23 protein-coding genes are annotated in these 23,722 nt (G+C 71.4%); 11 read left to right on the top strand and 12 right to left on the bottom strand.

Going from position 1 to position 23,722, the window contains the following annotated elements:
* Positions 1-85: 85 nt before the first annotated feature.
* Both AB0J46_RS26240 and AB0J46_RS26235 read left to right on the top strand, forming a co-directional pair.
* Positions 86-337 (top strand): SCO4226 family nickel-binding protein, encoded by a 252-nt coding sequence (locus tag AB0J46_RS26240; protein ID WP_125636368.1) that lies wholly within the window; start codon positions 86-88, stop codon positions 335-337.
* Positions 338-507: 170 nt separating this feature from the next.
* Positions 508-987: a hypothetical protein gene (locus AB0J46_RS26235; protein WP_364336317.1), complete on the top strand. Its 480-nt coding sequence runs from the start codon at positions 508-510 to the stop codon at positions 985-987.
* 30 nt (positions 988-1,017) lie between these two features.
* On the opposite strand, the gene AB0J46_RS26230 is transcribed toward AB0J46_RS26235, so the two are convergent.
* Both AB0J46_RS26230 and AB0J46_RS26225 read right to left on the bottom strand, forming a co-directional pair.
* Positions 1,018-3,138 (bottom strand): acetate--CoA ligase family protein, encoded by a 2,121-nt coding sequence (locus tag AB0J46_RS26230; protein WP_364336315.1) that lies wholly within the window; start codon positions 3,136-3,138, stop codon positions 1,018-1,020.
* Between the two features lie 3 nt (positions 3,139-3,141).
* The gene (locus AB0J46_RS26225; RefSeq protein WP_364336313.1) at positions 3,142-4,323 is read right to left on the bottom strand and encodes an acyl-CoA dehydrogenase family protein; all 1,182 of its coding nucleotides are present in this window, start codon (positions 4,321-4,323) and stop codon (positions 3,142-3,144) included.
* A gap of 80 nt (positions 4,324-4,403) precedes the next feature.
* Between AB0J46_RS26225 and AB0J46_RS26220 the strand changes: the two genes are divergently transcribed.
* Entirely contained in the window at positions 4,404-5,015 is a 612-nt protein-coding gene (locus AB0J46_RS26220) for a TetR/AcrR family transcriptional regulator (RefSeq protein ID WP_352322431.1), read from the top strand.
* On the opposite strand, the gene AB0J46_RS26215 is transcribed toward AB0J46_RS26220, so the two are convergent.
* Together AB0J46_RS26215 and AB0J46_RS26210 are read right to left on the bottom strand one after the other, a co-directional pair.
* Entirely contained in the window at positions 5,002-5,826 is an 825-nt protein-coding gene (locus AB0J46_RS26215) for a MaoC/PaaZ C-terminal domain-containing protein (RefSeq protein WP_364336311.1), read from the bottom strand. The two genes, AB0J46_RS26220 and AB0J46_RS26215, sit on opposite strands and share 14 nt — an antisense overlap.
* A gap of 1 nt (position 5,827) precedes the next feature.
* Positions 5,828-6,727 (bottom strand): SDR family oxidoreductase, encoded by a 900-nt coding sequence (locus tag AB0J46_RS26210; RefSeq protein WP_364336309.1) that lies wholly within the window; start codon positions 6,725-6,727, stop codon positions 5,828-5,830.
* A gap of 76 nt (positions 6,728-6,803) precedes the next feature.
* On the opposite strand from AB0J46_RS26210, the gene AB0J46_RS26205 reads away from it, so the two are divergent.
* The 3 genes from AB0J46_RS26205 (at position 6,804) to AB0J46_RS26195 (ending at position 9,900) form a co-directional block, all read left to right on the top strand.
* The gene (locus AB0J46_RS26205) at positions 6,804-8,234 is read left to right on the top strand and encodes an MFS transporter (protein ID WP_364336307.1); all 1,431 of its coding nucleotides are present in this window, start codon (positions 6,804-6,806) and stop codon (positions 8,232-8,234) included.
* A gap of 77 nt (positions 8,235-8,311) precedes the next feature.
* On the top strand, positions 8,312-8,695 hold the full coding sequence (locus tag AB0J46_RS26200; RefSeq protein ID WP_364336771.1) for a thioesterase family protein: 384 nt from the start codon (positions 8,312-8,314) through the stop codon (positions 8,693-8,695).
* A gap of 50 nt (positions 8,696-8,745) precedes the next feature.
* Complete coding sequence (locus tag AB0J46_RS26195) at positions 8,746-9,900, top strand: MFS transporter (protein WP_364336305.1); 1,155 nt, start codon at positions 8,746-8,748, stop codon at positions 9,898-9,900.
* On the opposite strand, the gene AB0J46_RS26190 is transcribed toward AB0J46_RS26195, so the two are convergent.
* From AB0J46_RS26190 to AB0J46_RS26175, 4 genes are all read right to left on the bottom strand, one after another.
* A complete protein-coding gene (locus tag AB0J46_RS26190; protein ID WP_364336303.1) occupies positions 9,895-11,403 on the bottom strand; it encodes an alpha-amylase family glycosyl hydrolase in 1,509 nt (502 codons plus the stop codon). The two genes, AB0J46_RS26195 and AB0J46_RS26190, sit on opposite strands and share 6 nt — an antisense overlap.
* 16 nt (positions 11,404-11,419) lie before the next feature.
* Positions 11,420-11,800 (bottom strand): globin, encoded by a 381-nt coding sequence (locus AB0J46_RS26185; RefSeq protein WP_352360551.1) that lies wholly within the window; start codon positions 11,798-11,800, stop codon positions 11,420-11,422.
* 9 nt (positions 11,801-11,809) lie between these two features.
* On the bottom strand, positions 11,810-12,697 hold the full coding sequence (locus AB0J46_RS26180) for a mechanosensitive ion channel family protein (RefSeq protein WP_364336301.1): 888 nt from the start codon (positions 12,695-12,697) through the stop codon (positions 11,810-11,812).
* Positions 12,698-13,241: 544 nt separating this feature from the next.
* Positions 13,242-13,526, bottom strand: a complete 285-nt coding sequence (locus AB0J46_RS26175) for a hypothetical protein (RefSeq protein ID WP_352360547.1) — start codon at positions 13,524-13,526, stop codon at positions 13,242-13,244.
* Positions 13,527-13,798: 272 nt separating this feature from the next.
* Between AB0J46_RS26175 and AB0J46_RS26170 the strand changes: the two genes are divergently transcribed.
* From AB0J46_RS26170 to AB0J46_RS26150, 5 genes are all read left to right on the top strand, one after another.
* Positions 13,799-15,355, top strand: coding sequence for an XRE family transcriptional regulator (locus AB0J46_RS26170; protein WP_364336299.1), 1,557 nt, complete (start codon positions 13,799-13,801; stop codon positions 15,353-15,355).
* Positions 15,352-15,840 (top strand): GNAT family N-acetyltransferase, encoded by a 489-nt coding sequence (locus AB0J46_RS26165; RefSeq protein WP_364336297.1) that lies wholly within the window; start codon positions 15,352-15,354, stop codon positions 15,838-15,840. The genes AB0J46_RS26170 and AB0J46_RS26165 overlap by 4 nt, the downstream gene beginning before the upstream one ends.
* Before the next feature lie 223 nt (positions 15,841-16,063).
* A complete protein-coding gene (locus AB0J46_RS26160; protein ID WP_364336295.1) occupies positions 16,064-17,497 on the top strand; it encodes a DMT family transporter in 1,434 nt (477 codons plus the stop codon).
* Between the two features lie 196 nt (positions 17,498-17,693).
* Positions 17,694-19,394 carry a tetratricopeptide repeat protein gene (locus tag AB0J46_RS26155; protein WP_364336293.1) on the top strand — a complete coding sequence of 567 codons (1,701 nt, stop codon included), beginning with the start codon at positions 17,694-17,696 and terminating at the stop codon, positions 19,392-19,394.
* An 18-nt stretch (positions 19,395-19,412) separates the two neighbouring features.
* Complete coding sequence (locus tag AB0J46_RS26150; protein WP_364336291.1) at positions 19,413-19,865, top strand: hypothetical protein; 453 nt, start codon at positions 19,413-19,415, stop codon at positions 19,863-19,865.
* A gap of 35 nt (positions 19,866-19,900) precedes the next feature.
* Here AB0J46_RS26150 and AB0J46_RS26145 read toward each other — a convergent pair whose 3' ends face one another.
* The 4 genes from AB0J46_RS26145 to AB0J46_RS26130 are packed head-to-tail and all read right to left on the bottom strand — an operon-like array spanning position 19,901 to position 23,722.
* Entirely contained in the window at positions 19,901-20,920 is a 1,020-nt protein-coding gene (locus tag AB0J46_RS26145) for an ABC transporter ATP-binding protein (protein ID WP_364336289.1), read from the bottom strand.
* On the bottom strand, positions 20,917-21,741 hold the full coding sequence (locus tag AB0J46_RS26140; protein WP_364336287.1) for an ABC transporter permease subunit: 825 nt from the start codon (positions 21,739-21,741) through the stop codon (positions 20,917-20,919). The genes AB0J46_RS26145 and AB0J46_RS26140 overlap by 4 nt, the downstream gene beginning before the upstream one ends.
* Positions 21,738-22,640, bottom strand: a complete 903-nt coding sequence (locus tag AB0J46_RS26135; RefSeq protein WP_364336285.1) for an ABC transporter permease subunit — start codon at positions 22,638-22,640, stop codon at positions 21,738-21,740. Before AB0J46_RS26135 ends, AB0J46_RS26140 begins: the two co-directional genes overlap by 4 nt.
* Positions 22,637-23,722 carry an extracellular solute-binding protein gene (locus tag AB0J46_RS26130; RefSeq protein WP_364336283.1) on the bottom strand — a complete coding sequence of 362 codons (1,086 nt, stop codon included), beginning with the start codon at positions 23,720-23,722 and terminating at the stop codon, positions 22,637-22,639. The genes AB0J46_RS26135 and AB0J46_RS26130 overlap by 4 nt, the downstream gene beginning before the upstream one ends.

Below are 23,722 nucleotides of genomic sequence, written 5' to 3'. Positions count from 1 at the left end.
GCCCGGACGGGCCGATGGAACGGGATGGAACGGAATGGAACGCCTCTCCATCGGAAGCGGAAGATCCTGAGAAGAGGAGACGGCGATGCCGAAGTTCATGGACGTGCACAGTGGTTTCGTCGGTGTCACCGAGGAGCAGTTGCGCGAGGCCCACGAGCGGGACCTGGCGGTCGAGGGGGCCGAGGGTGTGCACTTCGAGCGGGCCTGGCTCGATCCGGACTCAGGCAAGGTGTTCTGCCTGTCGTCGGGGCCGTCGAAGGAGGCGGTGATGCGGGTGCACGAGAAGGCCGGCCATCCCACGACGGAGGTCTACGAGCTGCCCATCGAGGTCGAGTAGCCACGACCCGGCCACCGGACCGGTGACGGCCGCCCGCGCTGCTGCGGACGCGGGCGGCCGCCACCGAGACGCCCCGACCCACGAGGTCCGGGGAGGACGAGGCGTCAAAGGTCTCCAGGCGGGCGCGTCGGGCGCCGGGGAGCGCGCGAGGGCCGTACTAGATTCGTCGGGTGAGCACGGGAGCCGCGCGCGGGGTGGGGCGGTTCGTCAACGGCGAGTCGGTCTACGGGACCATCCTGACGGCCGGCGTCGTCTCCGGGCTCTCGCACTGGATCGCCGACCCGGCCGAGCTGCTGGCCACCGCGATCGGCACGGTCATCGTGTTCTGGATCGCGCACGCGTTCGCCGAGATCGTCGGCGACCGGTCGCCGGACGTGCGCAAGGCGGTGCGGGGCGCGGTGACGCGGTCCACGGGCATGTTGTGGGGGCTGGTCCCGCTCACGGTGATCCTGTGCGTGGCGATGACCGGCGTGATGTCCCTGGACGCGTCGGTGTACCTGGAGATCGGCGTGTCGGTCGTCCTGCTCACCGTGCTCGGCTTCTTCGCGGCGGCGCCCAAGACCGACCGGCTCTGGATCCGGCTGCTCTGCGGAGCCGGCTCGGGCGCCCTGGGAGCCGTGATGATCCTGCTGAAGAGCCTTGAGCATTGAGCAAAAGGGCGCCCGAGCAGCCGGGACAGGTCAGGAGGGCGGCGGGCGCCAGGTGATGAGGGCGTCCAGGGCCTCGACGCGGGAGCCGGTGACCAGGAGCGGGTTGATCTCCAGGGACTCCAGGTCGTCGCCCAGGCTCTCGGCGAACGCGGCGATCCCGGCCACCACGTCGGCCACCGCGTCCAGGTCGGCGGGCTCGGTGCCCCTGGCGCCGTCCAGCAGGGCCGCGCCGCGCAGCTCGGACAGGGCCCGGCGGACCTCGCCGGCGTCCACCGGCAGCACGCGCAGGGCCGCGTCCCGCAGCACCTCCACCCAGACGCCGCCGAGCCCGACCGCCAGGGTGAGCCCCCAGGCAGGGTCGCGCACCACGCCGGCCAGCAGCTCGATCCCGCCGCCGCGCTGCGGCTGGACCAGCACGCCCGCGTCGGGGGCGTGCGCCCGCGCCGCGGCCACCACCTCCCGGTACGCCTGCCGCACCTCCTCCGGGCCGGACAGCCCCAGCCGTACCCCGCCGATGTCGCTCTTGTGCCCGAGCCCTTCGGCGGCGGCCTTGAGCACCACGGGGTAGCCGAACCGCTCGGCCGCGGCCACCGCCGCCGCCTCATCCGCCGCGGTCTCGGACGGCACCACGGGCAACCCCGCGGCGGCGAGCAGGGCGGCGGCCCGGTGCTCGGCCCACACGCCCTGCGCACCCTCGGGCGCACCCCCGGATACGCCGGTGACCGCCGCCCGCCCGGCCGGGCCGCCGCCGGTCAGGGCCCTGCGGTGGGCCTCCGACCAGCGCACCGCCGCGCCGAGCGCGGTCAGGCCGTGCTCGATCCCGCCCATGACGTACGGGAACCCGGTCTCCCGCTGCACCTGCCGCCCGAACTCCGTGACGTCGGTCAGCACGTTGCTCACCACCACGACCGGCACCGGCGACTCGGCGATGCGCCGCGCGCTGGCCTGGTACATGGCCAGGACGGGCGCGGGGTCCGCAGGGGCGATCCTGGGCGGTTCGGACAGCAGCATGACCAGGTCGATGCCGGGATCGGTGGTCACCGTCTCCAGCGCGCGGCCGAGCAGGGTGCGGTCGACGAGGACGTAGCCGGTGACGTCCAGCGGGTTCTGCACGGTGCCGAACGACGGCACGATCCCGGCCAGCTTCTCGACCGTGGCCGCGGAGAAGGGCGGCAGCTCCAGGCCCTCGTCCTCGGCCCGGTCCGCGATGATCTCGGACGCGCCGCCGGACGGGGTGACGACGCCCACCCGGCGGCCGGGCAGCGGGCCGGTGGCGGCCAGCAGCCCGGAGGTGATGATGAGGTCCTCCAGCGAGCGCACCCTGATCACGCCGAGCTGGCGCATCGCGGCGTCGATGACGTCGTCGTCGCCCACGAGCGCGCCCGTGTGGGCCTGCGCGGTGTGCGAGGCGAGCCGGCTGCGGCCGATCTTGAGCGCGACGATCGGCTTGCCCGCCTCCAGTGCCCGGCGGGCGACCCGGGAGAACTCGGCCGGGTTCCTGATCGTCTCCAGGAACAGGGCGATGACCCGGGTGGCCGGGTCGTCCACGAGGTAGTCGACGACGTCGGTGACCGTGACGACCGACTCGTTGCCCATCGAGGTCAGCAGGCTGACGCCGACGTTGCGGGCCTGGGCGAAGCCGAGCACCGAGCTGGCCAGCGCGCCGCTCTGCAGCACCACGCCGACCGACCCGCGCAGCAGCGGCTCGGGGATGGGCAGCCCGTACGGGGTCACGTCGGCGGCGGCGTTGATGTAGCCGTTGCCGTTCGGCCCGAGGATCGTCAGGCCGTTCTCGCGGGCGAACCCGGCGATCTCCGCCTCCAGCCGCGCGCCCTCCGCGCCGGCCTCCCCGAACCCCGCCGTGAGGATCACGTAACAGCCGATGCCCAGCTTGGCGCCCTCCTTCAGCACGCCGAGCACGGCGGTCGTCGGCACCATGACGTAGGCCAGGTCGACGGGGGAGGGGATCTCGGTCAGACTGCGGAAGGCCGGCGACCCGTGCACCACGCCGCCCCTGGGGTTGACCAGGTGGACGGGCCCGGAGAAGCCGTGGGTGCGCAGGTTCAGCAGCGTGCTGACCGACCAGCCCGACTTGTCCGTGGCCCCCACCAGGGCGATCGAGCGCGGGTTGAACAGTGCCTCGACCGACATGGACTACTCTCCGATCAGGCCGAGCCTGGCGTGGCCCTTGATGAGGTTGCGGGCGATCGTGCGGCGCTGGATCTCGTCGGTGCCCTCGAAGATGCGCAGCAGGCGCAGCTCCCGGTACCATCGCTCGACCGGCAGCTCCTTGGTGTATCCCATGCCGCCGTGGATCTGCAGCACCCGGTCCACGACCTGGTTGGCCATCACGGCGCCGTTGAGCTTGGCGATGGAGGAGGCGTGCCGGGCGTCCATGCCCTGCTGCACCTGCCAGGCCGCGTGGAGGGTGAGCCACTTGGCCGCCTCGATCTCCACCTGGGAGTCGGCGATCATCCACTGGATGGCCTGGTACTCCGAGATGGTCTGGCCCATCGACTTGCGGATCTTGGCGTAGTCGATGGCCATCTGGAGCATGCGCTCGGCGGAGCCGATGGCACGGGCCGGGATCATGTACCGTCCTTGCCCGATCCACTGCATGGCAAGCTCGAAGCCCTTGCCGAGCTCGCCCAGGATGTTCTCCTCGGGCACCCGCACGTCCTGGAACACCAGCGCCGCCGGACCCCACTCGCCCATGGTCGGGATGGGCTCGGACTTCCAGCCCATGTCCCGGTCGACCAGGAAGCACGTCACGCCGTGGCCCTCGGCCACCGCGAACACCATGACGAAGTCGGCCTCGCTGCCGCCGGTGATGAACGTCTTCTCGCCGTTGATCACCCACTCGGCGCCGTCGCGGGTGGCGCGGGTGCGGATGTTGCGGGCGTCGGAGCCGGCGCCCGGCTCGGTGATCGCGAAGCAGGACCGCCGTTCGCCCTCGATGGTGGGGACGAGGTAGCGCTGCTTCTGCTCGTCGGTTCCGGCGTAGAGGATGTTGTCGGCGCTGCCGCCGAAGGAGAAGGGCACGAACGTGCGGCCCATCTCCATGGCGATGATCGCGGACATGATCGGGCCGAGCGCCGCGCCGCCGTACTCCTCGGGGGTGTTGATGCCCCAGAAGCCCGACTTCCTGGCCTTGGCGCGCAGATCGCGCACGACCTCGGGATCGAGCCCCGGACGCCCTTCGCGCTCGTTGCGCAGGACCTCCGGCTCCAGCGGCATGACCTCTTTCTCGATGAAGGCACGCACGGTGTCGCGGATCTGCCGTTCCTCCGGGCTGAGCGAGAAGTCCACGGCCGCCTCCTGAATTTCTAGAATCATTCTCTAGTACGCGATTCTAACCCCCGGGCGGCACTGGTCAAGAATCAGATTCTAGAATTCGGCGGGATAGAATGCCTGGCATGGCACGCAAGTCCTCGTGGGAGTGGAGCCGTACGGCTCAGACGCGCAAGAGCATGTTGCAGGCGGCCCGTGAGGTCTTCAGCGAGCACGGCTTCGCCGACTCCAACGTCTCTGAGGTCGTGGCCCGCGCCGGCTCCAGCGTCGGCAGCCTCTACCACCACTTCGGCGGCAAGACCGAGCTGTTCCTCGCCCTCTACGAGGACCACCAGGCGGCCCACGAGCAGGCGTCGGCCGCCAGTGTCGCCAAGGCCAAGAAGGAGGGCGTCAGCGACCCCGTCGAGCTGCTGATCGCCGGGGCCCGCGCCTACCTCGACGGCGCCTGGGACCGGCGCGACCTGGTCCGGCTCTTCATCGACGGCGACGGCCCGCCCGGCTTCGAGCTGATCCGCCGCACCCGCGGGCGCGAGTGGGTGCGCCAGAACGCCGTCCTGCTCGGCGCCGGGGGAGACCCGCTCGACCGGTTCACGGTGGCGGTGCTGACCAGCATCATCGGCGAGGCCGCCCGCGAGGTGGCCACCTCCGACACCGAGGAGGAGGCCAGGGAGATCATCGAGGCGGCGATGAAGCTCATCCACCGCCTCGATCCCCTCAGGGGGCTCAGCGACGACTGATCGTCGCCCGGCCGCGGTCGATCACCACCGTCCCGTCGTCCTTGGCGGTGCGGAACAGCACGTCGTCGCCGTCGGCCCAGATGGAGACGGTCAGCGGCTCGCCGGGGAACACCGGGCTGCTGAACCGGCCGGACATCGCCCGGAACTGCGACGGGTCCGACCCGGCGAGCGTGTGCAGCAGCGCCCGCCCGGTCACCCCGTACGTGCACAGCCCGTGCAGGATCGGCCGGTCGAACCCGGCCCTGGCGGCGAACTCCGGATCGCTGTGCAGCGGGTTGCGGTCGCCGGACAGCCGGTAGAGCAGCGCCTGGTCCGGCCGGGTCGGGTAGGTCACCTTGTGGTCGGGCGCCCGGTCCGGGACCGCCCACTCGTCGCGGGGCCCCCGGTCGCCGCCGAAGCCGCCCTCGCCCCGGATGAACACCGAGCTGCGCGAGGCGATCACCAGCTCGCCCGTCTCCAGGTCCACGGCCCTGGCCTCGGTGGTCACCAGCGCGCCCGAGCCCTTGTCGTAGATGCCGGTCACCTTCGACGTCGTCCGTACGGCGCCCGCGGGCGGCAGCTCGCGGTGCAGTTCGAAGCCCTGCTCGGCGTGGACCAGCAGGGCCGGGTCGAAGTCGCCCAGCCGCCGCCCCGGCGACTGCGCCGCCAGCACCGCGAACGTCGGCAGCACCCGCTGCCCCTTCTCGGTGGCGAACTCCAGCTCGTCGAGGCCTGAACCGACGCCGAGCGCGTACAGCATGGTGTCCTCGGCGGTCCAGGCGCGCTCGTGGGCCGGGCCCTCGACGCCGATCAGCGAGTGGTCGAGCGGCATGTCAGTCCTCCCGTCCGGGGACGCGGCCGTTGGTCAGGGCGTTGGGGGCGGCCTTGTCCACCAGGGCGGGGATGACCGCGCCCAGCTCGGCCGGGTCCCAGCGGCCGCCCTTGTCCACCCCGGGGCCGGCGTGCCAGCCCTCGGCCACGCTGATCATGCCGCCGCGCACGTTGAACACCCGCCCGGTGACGCCGCGCGCCTCCGCGCCGGCCAGCCAGACCACCAGCGGCGCGATGTCGTCGGGGTCGGCGCCGGTCGCCCCGGCCGGGATCAGGTTCTCCGTCATGCGGGTGAGCGCGGCGGGCGCGATGGCGTTGACGGTCACGCCGTAGCGCTCCAGCTCCCTGGCGGCGATCACGGTCAGCCCGGCGATGCCCGCCTTGGCCGCGCCGTAGTTCCCCTGGCCCGGATTGCCGTAGATGCCGGAGGACGACGTCGTGTTGATGATCCGGGCGTCGACCCGCTCGCCGGACTTGGCCCTGGCCCGCCAGTAGGCGGCGGCGTGCCGCAGGGGCGCGAACGTGCCGCGCAGGTGCACCCTGATCACCGCGTCCCACTCGTCGGCGGTCATGTTGACCAGCATGCGGTCGCGCAGGATCCCGGCGTTGTTGACCAGCACGTGCAGGTCGCCGAAATGCTCGACGGCCGCTCCGATCAGGCGCTCGGCGCCGTCGAAGTCGGAGACGTCCTCGCCGTTGACGATCGCCTGGCCGCCCATGGCCTCGATCTCGGCCACCACCTCGGCGGCGGCCCCGGATGAGCCGGTGCCGTCCACCTCCGCGCCCAGGTCGTTGACCACCACCTTCGCGCCCTGTCTGGCGAACTCCAGGGCGTGCCCGCGCCCGATGCCCCTGGCCGCACCCGTGACGATCACCACGCGACCTTCGACGATCCCGCTCATCCGACACCTCGATCCTTGACCGGCCGATGACTTGAACTGGATTCTAGTATCAAAATCTAGAAAGGACAGGCCCTTGGTGACGACGACCACCGCTCCCGTCGGCCATGCCTGGCGCACGCTCTCGGTCGTGAGCCTGGCCAGCGTGCTGACCGGGCTGGGCGGCAGCGCGATCAACGTCGCGCTGCCCGAGATCGCCCGGCACACCGGGGCCGACGCCACGGCCGCGGGCTGGATCCTGCTGGGCTTCCAGTTGACCACGACCGTCCTCATGGTGGTGTTCGGCCGGTTGGCGGACATGTTCGGCAGGCGCAGGATGTACCTGATCGGGCTGGCCGTCTACACCGCGGCCGCCCTGCTCGCCGGGCTGGCTCCCGGCGCATGGGTGATCGTGGCCATGCGGGTCGTGCAGGCCGCCGGCGCCGCGATGTTGCTCACCAACAGCGCCGCCCTGGTCAGCGACGCCTTCCCGCGCGAGCGGCTGGGCGAGGGCATGGGCGTCTACGTGGCCTCCTTCTCCATCGCCGGGCTGATCGGCCCGACGCTCGGCGGCGTGCTCGCCTCGAACCTGGGCTGGCGCTGGGTGTTCTGGTTCAACGTGCCCATCGGGGTGGTCTGCCTGGTGTGGGGCGCACTCACGCTGCGGCGGGTCGAACCGGCCGGGCGCGAACGCGGGCTGGACCTGCCGGGCAGCATGCTCGTGCTGGTCACGCTCGGCGGGCTGCTGCTGGCGCTGTCGGAGTTCGGCAGGCTGGGGTGGGGGCATCCGGTGGTGGCCACCGGGCTCGCCGCGTTCGCCGTGGGGCTGCCGCTGTTCGTGGCCAGGGAGCGGCGGGCCGCCCATCCCGTGGTGGACCTGCGGCTGTTCCACGACCGGGCCTTCGCCTTCGGCACGCTCGCCTCCCTACTCAACGCCGTCGCGCGGATGGGCATGGTCTTCCTCGTCGCGCTCTACTTCCAGGCCGTGCGGGGGGACGATCCCGTACAGGCCGGGCTGAAGGTGCTGCCGCTGGCGGTGGCGGCCATGGTCGCGTCGGTGACATCGGGCTTCCTCCAACGGCTGACCAGCGCGCGCACCCTCGCCGTGGCCGGGGCCGCCACCACGACCTGCGGCCTGCTCGCGCTGCTCGGCACGATGTCGGCGACCACCCCGTACCCGGCGGTGGCCGCCGGGCTCGTGCTCATCGGCCTCGGCTCGGGCGTCTTCCTGCCCTCCAACACCACCGCCATCCTGGACGGCCTGCCCTCCGAACGCCTCGGCATCGTCAACGCCATGCGCCTCATGCTCCAGAACACCGGCAACGTGGTCGGCACCGGCCTGGTGTTGTCGATCATCACCGCGCCGCTGCCGGCCGCGCTGCACCGGCGCGTCTTCGCCGGGACGCTGTCGCAGCTCTCCGGCGACGCGGTCGGCCTGCTCGTGACCGGATACCGCTGGGCGCTCACCTGCATGGCCGCGATCTCGGTGCTGACCGTGCTGGCCTGCCTGGCCCGCCGCAAGGCCCGGTGACCAGCGGGCCGGACGGTACGGGTACCGTGGCGGACGTGGCAGAACCCTCCCCGGCGCACCGGCATGTCTTCCTCCGCATGGTCAGATTCGCCGACATCGACTCCCAGGGGCATGTGAACAACGTGCGCTTCCTCGACTACCTGGAGGACGCCCGCTTCGGCATGTTCGCGATCGATCCGGTCAGGGCGGGCGAGGCGCCCTTCGGAGGGCTCGTGGTCACCCGCCACGAGATCGACTACCGCCGCCCGCTGGGCCTGCGCCCCGACCCGGTCAGGGTCGAGACCTGGGTCACCCAGATCAGGCCGGTCCGCTTCACCCTGGCCTACGAGATCCGCGACGACGACGAGGTCTACGCGACCGCCACCTCGGTGATCGTGGCCTACGACGTCGAGCGGGCCGCGCCGCGCCGGCTCAGCGAGGACGAGCTCGTCCTGCTCAAGCGCTACTCGGCCCAGGGCTGACCGCCCTGGAACCGCAGCCGTCCTCCGGTCCGGGCAGGAAGCGCTGGCTGATGCTCGCACTGGGAGTCAACGCCCATGCGAGCGTCACCTTAGGACTCTTCGGCCTGCCTCTCGTCATGCCGGAAATTGAGCGACATTTCGGTGTTCCGCTGGCAGTGGCCGGAGTCATTGGAAATGCCCCGGGAATCGGCGTTCTGGTGGCGCTCGTCGCCTGGGGCGCGCTGGCCGACCGGCACGGCGAGCGCCTGGTGCTCGGCATCGGCGTGAGCCTGGCGGCCGTGCTGCTCGCCGCCGTCGCCTTCGCCGGGCCCGCGTGGGCGGTGATCGCGCTGCTCGCGCTGGCGGGCGCGGCCGGGTCGGCGGCCATGGTCGGCGGCGGCCGGATCGTCCTGCGCTGGTTCCAGCCGCCCGAGCGCGGGGTCGCCATGGGCCTGCGCCAGGTGTCCTACACCCTCGGCATGGCCGTCGCGGCGTTCGTGCTGCCGCCGGTCGCGCGGGCGCACGGGCTGCCCGGCGTGCTGCTCGTCTGCTCCGCCGTGAGCCTGCTGGCCGCCGTCCTGGCCGCGCTGTTCCTGGCCGAGCCGCCGCACTCGATCGCCGGGGGGAGCGCGGGGCCGGCGCGGTCGCCGTACCGGCAGCCGGCGCTGTGGCGGGTGCACGCGACCAGCGGGCTGCACGCGGTGCCGCAGATCGTGGTCAGCACGTACGGCGTCACCTGCCTGGTCGGCCTGTACGGCTGGGACGCCGTGGCCGCCGGCCAGCTCTTCGGCCTGTCGGCCGTCGCCGGGGCCGTGGTCCGGGTGGCCGTCGGCCGCTGGTCCGACCGGGTCGGCCTGCGGATGCGTCCCCTGCTGCTGCTCACCTGCGCCTGCCTGGCCGTGCTCGCCCTGCTGGTCGTGGGCACGGCGACGGACAGCCTGCTCGGCCCGGTGGCGCTCGCCACGGCCTCGGTGCTCACCGTGTCCGGCAACGGGCTGGCCTACCTGAGGGCGGGCGAGCTGGCCGGTCCCGCCTGGGCGGGCAAGGTGCTCGGCACCCACAACACCGTCCAGAACGTCGTCGCCCTGGGCGTGACGCCGCTGGCCGGAGCGCTGATCACCGGGACGGGGTACTGGGCGGCGTACGCGGCCGGCCTGGCCTGCGCGCTGGTGTCGCTGCCCGTCATCCCCGTCCGCGGCGAGCAGCGGGCCGGCTCTCGGTCATGACGCCCGGCGCAGCCACACGGCGGTGTCCGGCGGCAGCGTCCCGGCCTGGACAGGACCGCTGGACAGCAGCACCGCGTCGTGCGCCGGCAGCCGTACGGGCTCCATCCCGCAGTTGATCGCGCAGACCAGCGGGCCCCGGGAGAAGAAAAGCGCTCCTTCGGGGGAGTCCAGCCACTCCAGGGTGTAAGGAATCACACCCGCCAGCTCGCGGCGGCAGGCCAGGGCCCGGCGGTAGAACTCCAGCGTCGAGTCCGCGTCGCCCTCCTGCTTCTCGGCCGTCAGCTCGGCGAAGGCGGCCGGCTGCGGCAGCCAGGGCCGCACGCCGGGCGGCGAGAACCCGTAGGAGGGCGACTCCGCCGACCACGGCAGCGGCACCCGGCAACCGTCGCGGCCCGGCAGCTTGCCCTCCGACTGGAAGAACACCGGGTCCTGCCTGGCCTCGGCCGGCAGGTCGGTCACCTCCGGCAGGCCCAGCTCCTCGCCCTGGTAGAGGTAGGCCGAGCCGGGCAGCGCCAGCATCGTGAGCAGCGCCGCCCTGGCCCGCGCCAGGCCCGTGCCGGGATCGGCGGTCTCGTAGCGGGTGCGATGGCGTACGACGTCGTGGTTGGACAGCACCCAGGTGGCGTACGGGACCGAGGCCAGGGTGTCGTCGATCACCTTCTTGAACGCGGTCGGCGACCACGGCGCCTGCAGCCAGGCGAAGTTGAAGCTCTGGTGCAGCTCGTCCGGGCGTACGTAGAGGGCGAGGTCCTCGGCGCTGTCGGTCCAGACCTCGCCGACGGCCATGCGCTCGCCGGGGTAGGCGTCCAGCACCTTGCGCCAGTCGCGGTAGACGCCGTGCACCTCCGGCTGCCCCCAGACCGGCGAGACCGACTTGAACGACTGGTCGCCGACGTCGGGCAGCCCCTCGGCCTTGTACAGGCCCATCGCCACGTCGATGCGGAACCCGTCCACGCCCTTGTCCAGCCAGAAGCGCAGGACGTCGAGGAACTCCGCGTGCACCTCGGGGTTGCGCCAGTTGAAGTCGGGCTGTTCGGGGGCGAACAGGTGCAGGTACCACTGCCCGTCGGGGACCTGGGTCCAGGCCGGGCCGCTGAACGTGGACTGCCAGTTGTTGGTCGTGTCGCGGAAGATGTACCGGTCGCGTTTCTCGCCCCGCAGCGCGGCCTGGAACCAGGGGTGCTGGGAGGAGCTGTGGTTGGGGACGATGTCCACCAGCACCTTCAGTCCGTGCTCGTGGGCCTCGGCCACCAGCGCGTCGAAGTCGGCCAGCGTGCCGAACAGCGGGTCGACGCCGCGGTAGTCCGCCACGTCGTAACCGCCGTCGGCCATCGGAGAGGGGTAGAACGGCGTCAGCCAGATGGCGTCGACCCCCAGCCTCCTCAGGTACGGAATCCGCTCCCGCACCCCGGCCAGGTCGCCGACGCCGTCTCCGGAGGCGTCGGCGAAGCTGCGAACGTAGATCTCGTAGACGACGGCATCACGCCACCAGGGGATATCCATGTGGGCGTCATGCCCGTTATGTCGGCGAGTTCACCAAGCTGTGGGCCGCGTAGACCAGATAGTCCCAAAGCCTGCTCGCCTGATCGTCGGGCAGGCCGAGCGAGTCGACCGCGTCACGCATGTGCCGCAGCCAGGCGTCGCGCTCGGCCTCCCCGATCACGAACGGCACGTGCCGCATGCGCAGCCGGGGATGGCCGCGCTCCTGGCTGTAGGTGTTGGGGCCGCCCCAGTACTGGATCAGGAATCCGCGCAGCCGGTCCTCGGCGCCCGTCAGGTCGGGCTCGGGGTAGAGCGGCCGCAGCAGGGGGTCTTCCGCGACACCTTCGTAGAAACGGTGGACGAGGCGGCGGAAGGTCTCCTCGCCGCCTACGGCGTCGTAGAAGGAGGTCTCTGTCACGTTCTCACCTTATGCAATGGCGACCATGGGGATTCCGGCGGAGTCCAGGGCGGCCTTCACCCTGAGCCGGATCTCCCGGGCGACCTCGGCCTGGCGGGAGGGCAGCGTCTTGGCGGTGATGCGGAACACCAGCGCGCTGTCGGAGAGCTGCTCCACGCCGTACACCTGGGGCTCCTCCACGATCACGCTCTCGCGGAACTCGGGGTCGGCCCAGATCTCCTCGGCCACGATCTCCAGCGCCGCGCGCACGGCGGTGATGTCGGCGTCGTAGGCCACCGGGACGTCGAAGTAGGCCCGCGACCAGCCCTGCGACTCGTTGCCGACGCGGGTGATCGTGCCGTTGCGCACGTACCAGACGCGGCCGTCGGCGTCGCGCAGCCGGGTGACCCGCAGGGTGACCGCCTCGACGGTGCCGACGGCGGCGCCCGCGTCGATCACGTCGCCCACGCCGTACTGGTCCTCCAGCAGCATGAACATGCCGGCGATGAAGTCCTTCACCAGCTCCTGCGCGCCGAAGCCGATCGCGACGCCCAGGATGCCGACGCTGGTCAGCAGGGGAGCGATGGGGATCGTCAGCCGGTCGAGCACGGTCAGGATGGCGGTGCCGAGGACGACGATGGAGGCGATGTGCTTGAGCACCGACCCCATGGTCTCGGCCCGCTGCTTGCGGCGCTCGTGCAGCAGCGCGTCGATGCCGTCGGTGGCCGCGTTACGGCGGAACCTGGTGGCGAGCGAGCCGCCGGTGGCCGCGCGGTTCACCACCTTGGTGATCAGCCGGTGCGAGACGTTCCGCACGACGAACCCGAACACCAGGATCAGGACGATGGTGATCAAGCTGGCCAGCAACGGCGCCCATGACACGTTGCCCAGCCAGTCGACCAGGGGACCACAGATCACCGTGTCACCTTGACAGGCTTGCGCCATCTGCGAGCTCACTTTGTCCAAGTCCTGCACGAGCGACGAATCCGCCGGCGTGGGCGTAGGCGATGGCCCTGGTGTCACCAACAGGAACACTGGGTGGATTCCCCCTCAGGAAGCGGTTCGGTCAGCGGCAAATCAGTCCAATTGGATCTAAAAATACCGCTGACCGAACCGGCCGCCGTCACATCACGCCGGGGAAGACGGGGTCGCCCGGTCTCTGGGCCGCGGAGGGAGAGACCGGACGCTCCGATGACGGTCGGCTCGGACGGGCCACACACCCGGAAGCATGGCCCGTTCCGGTTCCACGGGGGGAGGTGATCCCCCCGGCACCCGGCGGGCGCACCCGCCGGGCTGATCTGCGCGCACGGGCGTGGGCCCGCGCGAAGGGGCCGGAACCGGCGGGACGATCAGGGGCCCGGGAACCCGGACGCCCTCCGCACCGATCGTCCCGCCGGCCCCGCGGGGCCGCCGTGGGGGCGGTGACCCGTGGTGGCTGCGCTCCACCCGGATCACCGCGTGGTCACTCTCCCACCGCGGCGAGCACGCGTGCGACCTTGGTCGCGGCACCGGCCGGGTCGTCGGCCGTGTGCATGGGTTCGCCCCAGGACCAGCAGTACCACCAGTCGGGAAGGTCCGAGGCGTTCGCCGGCCGGCAGGTGACGTTCTCGGACAGGCTCGTCGCCTTCGGGTTGATGACGCGTACGAACTGCCGGCCGCTCTGGGTCTGGACCACTCGTGCGAGCAGACCGCGAGCGCCGAGCTCGGATACGAGGCGCTGCAGATGTCCGATCTTGTCGTCCGTCACCTTCTCGTCCTCCTTGGGAATCGTTGCTGGTGGGCCAAACATGGCTCAAGTCAACAGCACACGCAACGCCACTCTGCTGATCACAGGGAGTGGCTATTCCCTCATGGGTTGTAAGAAACAGTCCCTCGGAGGACGATCCTTAACCGTAGGCTTGATGAGCACGTTTCCAAACAGCTCTCACTGCTTCATAGTCATCTCTAGGCGAAGAGCTACCTGAGGGCTACGCTGAGTCACCAGTCTTGACGGGTCGAGACATCGGGAGAGGGGCCGGGATGTCCGGCAGGCAGCACAGGGAAACGGAGATCGCCCGGCGGATCAGGGCCAAGGGCCTTGCCACGGGGCGCACCTCCGCCCAGATAGCTGAAGAGATCCACGAGGCGTGCTCGCCGCAGTTCAGCACGACCCGCATCAAAGCGCACCGCCTGTCCTACGGCATCGCGCTGGCGGACGTGATCGAGCAGGTGCGCGCGTTGTTCGAGCGCGACGCCAAGGCGCCGCCGGGCATCGGCGAGACGTTGCTGTCGGCGTACGAGAGCGGGCTCAAGCGGCCGGGCCCCGAATACCTCCACTACCTGTGCTCGGTCTACCGGGTCGAGCCCATCGAGCTCGGCTTCGACGGGCCCTGCATCTGCGGCCACGGCCACCGGATGCCCGGCGTGCTCGGCGAGCCCGCCAATCGCGTGGCGGGGTCGGCGTCGCTCCCGCGCGACCTGGTGATCCATCCGATGACCGTCGAGGCCGACGCCCAGGAGGACGAGAACATCCTGCGGCGCACGTTGTTAAACCTCCTCGACACCGACGTCTCGTTCAAGCAGCAGTTCGACGGGCCGGTGCTGGGGGCGTGCGAGGGCATCCGGCGGCGGATGGACGAGACGCTGGTCTCGGCCACCGTGTCGGGCGGCATGCTCGACCAGTGGGAGGAGGCGACGGTGGCCTTCGGCCGCCAGTACACCACGACGCCCCCGCTGCGGTTGTTGTGCGACGTGCTGCTGGAGCTGAGCGCGGTCCGCACGGCGTTGTCCAGGCGTCAGCCGATCGACCTCCAGGACCGGCTGTGCCGCATGGCCGCGCAGCTGGCCGGCCTGAGCGGCATGGTGATGATCAATCTGGGCGACCACCGGCTGGCGCGGTCGTTCTTCCGCACCGGCCGCATCGCCGCCGACGAGACCGGCGACCGCGCGCTGCGGGCCTGGATCACGGCCAGGGAGTCGCTCGTCCCCCTCTACTACGGCGACGCCCGCGAGGCGCTCAACCTGGCCAAGAAGAGCCGCGACCTGGCGGGCGCCACGCCGTGCGTGGCCCAGGCCATGGCGCCGGTCGTCGAGGCGCGGGCCCTGGCCATGCTCTCGGGCACCGACAGCAAGAAGGAGGTCGTCGACCAGGCCAAGCGCGCCCTGGCCCGGGCCAGGAGCGCCTTCTCGCACATGAAGAGCGAGGAGCAGGAGGACATGGCCTTCGGCTACACCGAGAAGCAGCTCTACTTCTACCAGGGCGACGTGCTCACCAAGCTCGGCCAGACCATCGAGGCCGAGGTGGTGCTCGACCAGGCGCTCGGCAAGTACGAGGACCACGTCCTCGACCAGACCCTGATCAGGCTCGACCAGGCCCAGTGCCGCCTCCTGGAGGGTGACATCGACGAAGCCCTACAAATTGGTACGAACGCCTTGCGCAATCTGGGGGATGAATACCTTACGGACCTCATCATCCGCCCAGCGCTCGCGCTGGAGCAGCAGATCATGAAAAAGAACGACAAACATCAGATGCTGGCTGAATTCAGCGCCCAGCTGCGGCGTCGGAAGTTGGCCCAGAAGGAAGGGAGCGGTGGATGACGTTGAAGATCCGGCGGTACCGCTGGTCCGATCTCGACACCATCCTCGCGCTGCACCGGATCTGCCTCGCCGAGGTGGGTCTCCAACCCGGCGACGGCGTCTACTACGACGACGACTTCCCCCGCATCCAGGAGATCTACCTGGCCTGCGGCGGTGACTTCATCGTGGGCGAGGCCGGCTCGCGGGTGGTCGCCATGGGCGGCCTGAAGCCCGTCGACCGGGAGACCGCCGAGGTGTGCAGGCTCAGGGTCCATCCCGAGTTCCAGCGGCGCGGCTACGGCGGCGTCATGCTCTCGGCCCTCGAAGACCGCGCCCTGGAGCTCGGCTTCAGCAGCCTGCGCGGTGACACCACGCTCAACCAGGGCGCGGCCCTCGCACTGTACGCCCGTCAGGGGTGGCGTGAGCTGTCGCGCTGCCAGGTGGGCGACCTCGTCGTCGTCTACGGCGAGAAACGGCTGGCGCGCACGCCGGCCATGGAGCTCTAGCTCCGCGACGACGCCGCGGTCCGACGCTTCCGGATCCGGCGGCCACGCCCCATCCCCTCCTGGGGCCATGGCTTGTTTCCCCTTTCCGCCCCCGCGGCGCTCCTGCGACCTCTACGCTCAGGCGTGACCACACCGCCGCGCGTTGATCGCAGAGAGTGACGATCTCCGGGGTGAGGCATCGGCCCGTTCGCACGGTACGCGCACGCGTCCGTACACAGTGCGAATGTGGAGAGCTCGGCCGTACCGGGCAGTAACCGCAGGAAAGAGCTGTTTTCGCCGCCACCGGTATGGATGTTTCGGGCCTGGAGTGAGGGTCTTAACTCCAAGTGGAACAGTAACCTCACCGGCTTCGCCGCGTGCTCTGGTGAATGCATTTAGTAGTGGCATGCTCTGCTCCATGGCAGGCGTGCCCGCTCCCCGACCCCTCTTGGGAGCCGTGCTTCTGTTGTTCGTCAGCGCCGCTTGGGGGTCGGCGTTCCCGCTGATGAAGGATCTCATTCTCCGGTTACCGGTCGAGGATCTGTTGGCCGAGCGCTATCTCATCGCCGCGGTGACGCTGCTCGTCATCCGGCCGGGCTCGCTGCGGGGGCTGTCGCGCCGGACGTGGGTCAACGGGCTCGTGCTGGGGCTGCTGTTCGGCGTCGGGCAGACCGCCCAGGCGCTGGCGCTGCACAGCCTGCCCTCGGCGGTGTCGGGGTTCGCCGTCGGGTGCAGCGTGGTGATCACTCCGGTCCTGGCGCTGGTGATGTTCAGGAGCCGGGCGCCGCGGCGGGTGTGGGCCGGGGTGGTGCTCGCCATGGCGGGGATGACCGTGTTCACGCTGCTGCGCGGGGTCGAGGACCACGAGGTCTCGCTGCTCGCGCTCGGCGTCACGCTCACGGCCGCGGCGCTCTACTCGGCCCACACGCTCATGCTCGCCGAGCTGTCCAAGAAGGGCGAACGTTTCCACGCGTACGCGCTGACCACGATCCAGCTGTTCACGATCGGCATCCTCACCGGAGGCTTCGCGCTGCGCGGCGGGATCACGCTGCCGTCCAGCCTGCCCGACTGGGCGATCCTGGCGCACCTGGCCGTGGTGTCGTGCGCGCTGGGGTTCCTGGCCCGCTCGTACGGGCAGAAGCACGTGCCGGCCGTGCCCAGCGCGATCATGATGTCCTCGCAGCCCCTCTGGGTGGCCGCCATCGCGGTGATCTGGTTCCACGAGCAGGTGGGCTGGAGCATGGTGATGGGCGGCGGACTGATGGCCGCGGCGATGCTGCTGGCCCTGCCCGAACGGGCGGCCGGGGGAAAAGAGAGCCGGCCGGGCAGGCGCGACCTGCTGGAGGTCTCCCGCCGTGCCGCGCTGGTGCTGGCCGACCTGCGGATCAAGCGTGAGGACCGGCTGCGGTTCGAGCCGGGGCCGGCGCCGTTCATCGCCAGGAGCGCGTGCAAGGACGTCGAGGCGTGCCCGTGGAACGCCCACGCGCTCAAGGGCGGCGGGGAGCCGAGCCTGGAGCGGCTCATCGAGCGGGCGACCGCGATCGTGCGCGCCAAGAAACTGCCCGGGCCGGGCTGCTGCCAGTCCGTCACGCTGGTCGGTCGGTGCCTGTGCACGTTGATGGAGGAATCGGAACAGGCGCGGGTCGCGGCGGTCGATCATTGGTTTCGGTCTCAATAGGCTGCGGGACGCACCCAAATGCCAGGTGCTTCTTATTCGTTAAACCGCCACTTACCCACCATAAATCTTGATATCCGGTTGGGTGTCCGAATAATGGATAGTCACACCCATCGGAGAGGCACGTCATGAAGCGCATCGTCGTCCGTAAGCCAGGCACCGCGAGGCTCGCAGGGACCGCAGGCGTCATTCACAAGGGGTGACCGAGGACAGGTCCCACCTCAGCGTCCAGGGCGGCCCACCCGCCCGATGGGGGGCCGTGCGGCTGCTGATGCCGGTCATCGACGCGCATCGCCGGCCGCGTGGCCCCTACACCGTGGGCGCCGCGCTGCTGCGGCACCTGGTGCCGGACGCCCCGCGCGAGCTGGTCGCGGCCTATGACATCGAGATCCGGGCGGTCGCGCCCGAGCTGGCCGGGCAGGTGCCCGTCCGGCGGACGACCATCGACGCCGGGCTGCCGGACGAGGAGCGCATCCTGGTGCCGGCGCCCCGCCGTACGCTGAGGCTGGCCAACGGGATCGCCGAGTTCGTCCGCGCGGCCGTGCGGCCGGGCGCGACGCTGGCGGTGTGCAACGGCGCGCACGCCGACCCCACCGACACCGAGCTTCTCGACGTCCTGACCCGGCGGATCCCGGCCGGCACGCTGGCCGTCACGGTCTACGCCGAGGGCCCCGAGCCGCCGGCCGACGAGCGGAGCGCCGACGAGCTTTGGGCCCTGGTGGACCGCTGCATGCGCGAGGGCTTCCTGCACGCCGCGGCCGAGCTGGGAGAGCTCGGCCTGGCCCGGACGGAGCCGGGGGAGCCTCCGTGGTGGCGCTTCGCCCAGCGCACCGCCACCGCGCTCGGCGGGCTCGGCCGCGTCCAGGAGGCGCGGGAGCTGTGGGACCGGGCCCGCGCGGCCAGCCAGGACCCGGTCGTGCACGCCGCCGCCGCGTACGGGACGGCCATGCTCGACGCCCGCCACCCCGACCCGGCGCAGCGCGACCTGGGCAGGGCCCGCCGCTGGCTCAACGAGGCCATCGCCATCTCCGGGCTGCTGCCCGACCCCCTGGAACGGGCCTTCAAACTCGGCTTCGACCGCAACGGCCTGGCCCTGGTCGAGCTGCGGCACGGACGGCTGCAAGCCGCGCTGTCGCTGGTGGAGTCGGCCGTCGAGCTGGCCGGCGAGCTGGGCGACCGGCACCCGCTGCACCGGATGGTGCTGCTGACCAACCGCGCCCAGCTGCTCGGCGCGCTCGGCCACACCAAGGAGGCCCTGGAGGACTACACCGCCGCCATCGCCCTCGACCCCGGCTTCCCCGACACCTACCTGGAACGCGGCAACCTGCTGTTCCGCCTGGGGGAGCCGGAGGAGGCGCTGGCCGACTACGAACGGGCCATGCGGGCCGGGCCGCCGCTGCCGGAGGCGTACTACAACCGGGCGGAGCTGCGTACTGTGCGGGGCGACGTGGAGGGGGCGCTCGCCGACCTCGGCACGGTGATCGAGCTGGACCCCGGCTACCTGGACGCCTACGTCAACCGCGCCGGGCTGCTGGCGGCGGCGGAGCGGGACGAGGAGGCCAGGGCCGACGTCACGGCCGGGCTCGCCCGCGCGCCGGAGAACCCGCACCTGCTCACCGTGCTCGGCCAGCTGGAGACGGCGGCGGGCCGCTTCGACGAGGCCGCGGCGGCCCTCGACCTGGCCCTGGAGCACGCCCCTGAGCTGGCCGCCGCCTGGGGCAACCGGGGAGTCCTGCGTTACGCCACGGGCGACGCCGAAGGCGCGCTCGCCGACCTGACCCGGGCCGTCGAGCTGGACCGGCAGCCCGACCTGTACGCCAACCGCGCCGTCGCCCTGCGCGCCCTGGGCAGGACCGCCGAGGCGGAGGCCGACGAGCTCCGCGCGGCCGCCTCCTCCTGACAGTGGGACGATTAATGCATGACGGGGCGTATTGGGCGAGCCGCGGGGGTGTGCGGGGCGCTGGGGGTGTTGTGGTGGGCCACCGCCCGGCTGGCGTGGGCGGGCGTCGGCTGCGCCGACTGGGACTGCCTGGCCCCGGCCCTCGGCACGCTCCTGGCGATCAGCCTGGTCATGCTCGCCGGAGCCGCGTACGTGCTGGAACGCGTGGACGTGCGGCCCGCGCGGCGCGCCGCCCTGGTGGCCGCCGGGGCGGCGGTGGCGTTCTGGGCGGCCGGGAAGCTGCTGCCGTCGGTGCCGTACACCGCCGCGCAGGCCGTGGGCGCCGCGGTCGTGTTCGCCGGGGCGGGGGCCGTCGCGGCGTTCGTGACCCGGCCGGGGCTCGCGTTGCGGTGGCGGGTGCTGATCGCGCTGGCGCTGGCCGGCGTGCCGTGCGGGGTGTTCGCCGTGCTCTGGTTCGGGCTCGGCGGCTGACGCCCCGGCCCCGGGACCGGCGGCCCCGGGCCGGGTCAGGCGGGGAACACCTGGACGTGGTCGGCGGCGACCCGCAGGCGTACCTCGTCTCCTGGCGACAGGCCGGCGGCGGCCCTGGACGGCACGTCGGCGAAGATCACCGAGGGGCCCGCCTGGGCGTACACGCGGGTGGTGGCGCCGAGGAACACCGTCACGTCGACGACCGCCCGCGCGCCGGGGCCGTCTGCGGCCAGCTCGACGTCCTCGGGGCGGAACATGCACAGGACGCGCGGCGCGGGCGCCTCGACGTCGAACGCGCCGCCCGCGGTGACCCGGCCGTTCACCGCGTCGAGTTCGAGGGTGTTGCGGTTGCCGACAAAGCCGGCGGCGAAGCGGGTGGAGGGCGCGGTGTAGATCTCCGCGGGCGGCCCGCACTGCTCGATGTCGCCGGCGTTCATCACCGCGACCCGGTCGGAGATGGCCAGGGCCTCGGCCTGGTCGTGGGTGACGAAGACGGTGGTGATGCCGACCTGGTGCTGGATGCGGCGCACCTCGTCGCGCAGGCGGTGGCGTACCTGGGCGTCCAGGGCGGACAGGGGCTCGTCCAGCAGCAGCACCTCGGGGCGGGGGGAGAGCGCGCGGGCCAGCGCGACGCGCTGCTGCTGGCCGCCGGAGAGCTGGTTCGGCAGGCGGTCGGCGAGGTGGTCGAGGCCGACGAGGTCGAGCATCTCGGCCACGCGGTCCCTGACCTCCTCCTTCGGCCGCTTCCTGACGGTCAGCGGGAAGGCGACGTTGCCGCCCACGGTGAGGTTCGGGAACAGCGCGTAGGACTGGAAGACCATGCCGATGGGCCGCTTGCGCACCGGCACGCCGGCCATGTCGGCGCCGCCGATCGTCAGCCGGCCGCCGTCGAACCCGGTCAGGCCCGCGATGCAGCGCAGCAGCGTGGTCTTGCCGCAGCCCGACGGGCCGAGCAGGGCCAGCAGCTCACCCTGCTCGACGCTGACGCTCACGCCGTTCAGCGCGGTGTGCCCGGCGTAGCGCTTGGTGATGCGGTCGAGTACGACGTGGCTCATGGAGTGGTGCCCTTCTGGACCGGAGCGGTGGCCATGGACGCGCTCACCCGGCCGCGGCCGAGCCAGACGACCAGCGCGGACAGCGCGAACAGCAGGCCGAAGGTGAAGATGGTGACGACGGCCAGCGCGTTGGGGTCGCCGAGCGTCCGGGAGACGAACTGCCTGGCCGACCAGAGCGGCAGCGTCTCGTAGCTGACGCCGGTGAGGATCTTGGCGAGCGCGAACTCGTTCATGGCGGTCGCGATGACCAGCAGCGCGCCGGAGACGACGCCGCCGCGGATCGCCGGCAGGATCACGCTGACCAGTGTGCGGGCGGGCCCGGCGCCGCACGTGGCGGCGGCCTCGCTGAGCTGGACGGCCCCCGCCGCCAGCAGCGAGCTCTCCACCGCCCGGTACATGAACGGGAACGCGATCGCCGCGGTGGCCGCCGCCAGCAGCCAGAACGTGCCGAACAGCTCGGGCGCGACCGACTTGGTGACGAGCTGGAGCCCCGCCCCGACGACCACCCAAGGGACGGCGAACGGGATCACCGCGATCGTCTGGACGATCGACCCGATGCGCGGGTTGTGCACGACCGACCAGTACGCGGCCGGCACCACCAGCACGACCTCGATCACCACGACGACCGCCGAGAGCACGAGCGAGCGGCCGAGCGCGGCCATGACGTCCGGCTCGGCGAAGACGCCGGCCCAGTGGGCCAGGGTGTAGCCGTCGGGCAGCGGGGTGTCGGTCCAGCGGGTGGCCACCGAGTACAGCAGGGCGGCCAGCAGCGGCAGCCCGAAGTAGACCGCCAGCAGGCCGAGGAAGACACGCCGTCTCACAGCCACCTCGCAGCGCGCCTGAGCGAGAGCCGGTAGAGCAGAGTCGCCCCGATGGCCAGGATCATGAGCAGCACCGACAGCACGGCGGCCCGGCCGAGGCCGAACACCGAGGACTCCAGGGTGCTGCCGATCTGCAGGGTGATGAGCTTGGTCGCGCTGGGGGAGGAGCCGATGGCGTACGCGACGGCGTAGACGCCGATCGTCCAGGTGAAGACCAGCAGCCAGCCCGCGATGACGAACGGCGCGAGCACCGGCAGGCCGACGTGGCGCCAGAACTGCCATCGGGTGGCGTGGCAGACCGCGGCGGCCTCCTGCCAGTCGTCCTTGAGCACGCTGAGCGCGGGCAGCGTGAGCAGCACGAACATCGGGACGTTGAAGTACAGGTAGACGACGTTCATGCCGTTGAAGGAGCCGAGTGAGGGGAACGGGTTGTCCTCGATCCCGAACAGGCCCTTGAGCACGAGCGTCAGCATGCCGGTCGAGCCGATCAGCGCGACGAAGCCGAAGGCCAGGCCGATGCCGGCGAAGTTCGAGGCGACGTTCATCAGCGACAGCCAGAAGGCCCGGCCGCCGAGGCGCATCCGGGTGATCAGCCAGGCGGCGGGCGCGCCGAGCGCGGTGGCCAGCGTGGCCTGGGTCAGGCCGAGCGCGAGCGAGCCGCCGATGGCCTGGCGGTCCACCGGGTTCCGCGCCACCTTGACGATGTGGTCGAAGCCGTAGCCGCCGTCGGGCAGGGCGAAGGTGTCGTGCAGCAGCCGCAGCGCCGGCAGCACCAGCGTGGCCAGCGTGAACAGCAGCAGCGGCAGGGCCGGGCCCCAGGCGGTGAACAGCCTGCCCGGGGCCCTGCGGCGCGCGGCGGCCGGGGGAGCCGCCACGGACTCCGTGATGTGGGACGTCACGCGAGGACCTTCGCCTCCCAGTCGGCGACGATCTGCTCGGGATTGACCTTCGTGATCTCGATCTCCTTGACCGGCGCGTACGACTCCTCGGGCAGCCAGTTGGCCTTGGCGTCGGCCGGCAGCTGCAGGTCGCCGTTGAGCGCGCGGACGGGCCGGGCGCCGAACTTGGCGAACAGCGTCTGGGCCTCGTCGGAGAGCACGTAGTCGAGCAGGCCCTTGAGGAAGTCGCCCTTGGCCGTGTTGTACTTGTTGATCATCATTCCGGACGGCGACCAGACCGAGCCGTCGGAGGGGATGATCACCTCCACGTTGACGTTCTTGGCCTTCAGCGCGGCCTTCTGGGCCAGGCCGTTGAAGTCGTAGTTGATCTGGATGGGGGCCTCGCCCTTCTCCAGGGTCTCCTCGCTCATCTTGACGTCGCTGAGGTTGCCGGCGTCCTTGAGCTTCTTGAAGTAGGTGTAGGCGGGGGTCAGGTCGTCCACCGAGCCGCCGCCCGCGACCGCGGCGGCGACGACCATGGCCTGGCCGGTGCCGGAGGAGGCCGGGTTCTTGATGGCGATCTGGCCCTTGTACTCGGGCTTGAGCAGGTCCTGCCAGCTCTTGGGCGGGTTGCTCACCTTGTCGGTGTTGACGACGAACGCGGGCGCGCCGACGAACGTGGCGACCCAGCCGCCCTTGCCCTTCTGCCAGTCCTTCAGCTTGGCCGCCGACGGCGGCAGGTACGCCGGCACCACGCCCTTGGCCTCGGCCACCGGCCCCCACATGAGGCCGATGTCGCTGGCCGTGCCGATCGGGTTGTCCTTCTCGGCGTCGAACTTGACGATCTCCTCCGAGGAGGACATGTCGGTGTCCTTGTGGGCGCAGGTGCCCTGGTACTTGGCGCAGAACGTCTTGACGACCTCGCCGTAGTTGGCCCAGTCGGGGGCCAGGCCGTAGGTCGGCAGGTCCTTGCCCTGGGCGGCGATCTTGCCGGTGTCCGGGGCGGCGGACCAGTCGTATTCACCGGCGCCGGCCGAACTGCCGCACGCGGTGAGGGCGAAAAGGGATGAGGCGGCAATTACCGCCCATGTGCGATGCTTCAT

Origin of the sequence: Nonomuraea sp. NPDC049758 (assembly GCF_040674635.1) — a bacterium.
Taxonomy (GTDB): Bacteria; Actinomycetota; Actinomycetes; order Streptosporangiales; family Streptosporangiaceae; genus Nonomuraea.
Note: the sequence above shows the minus strand (reverse complement) of the source record. Positions and strands in the feature narration are given on the sequence as shown.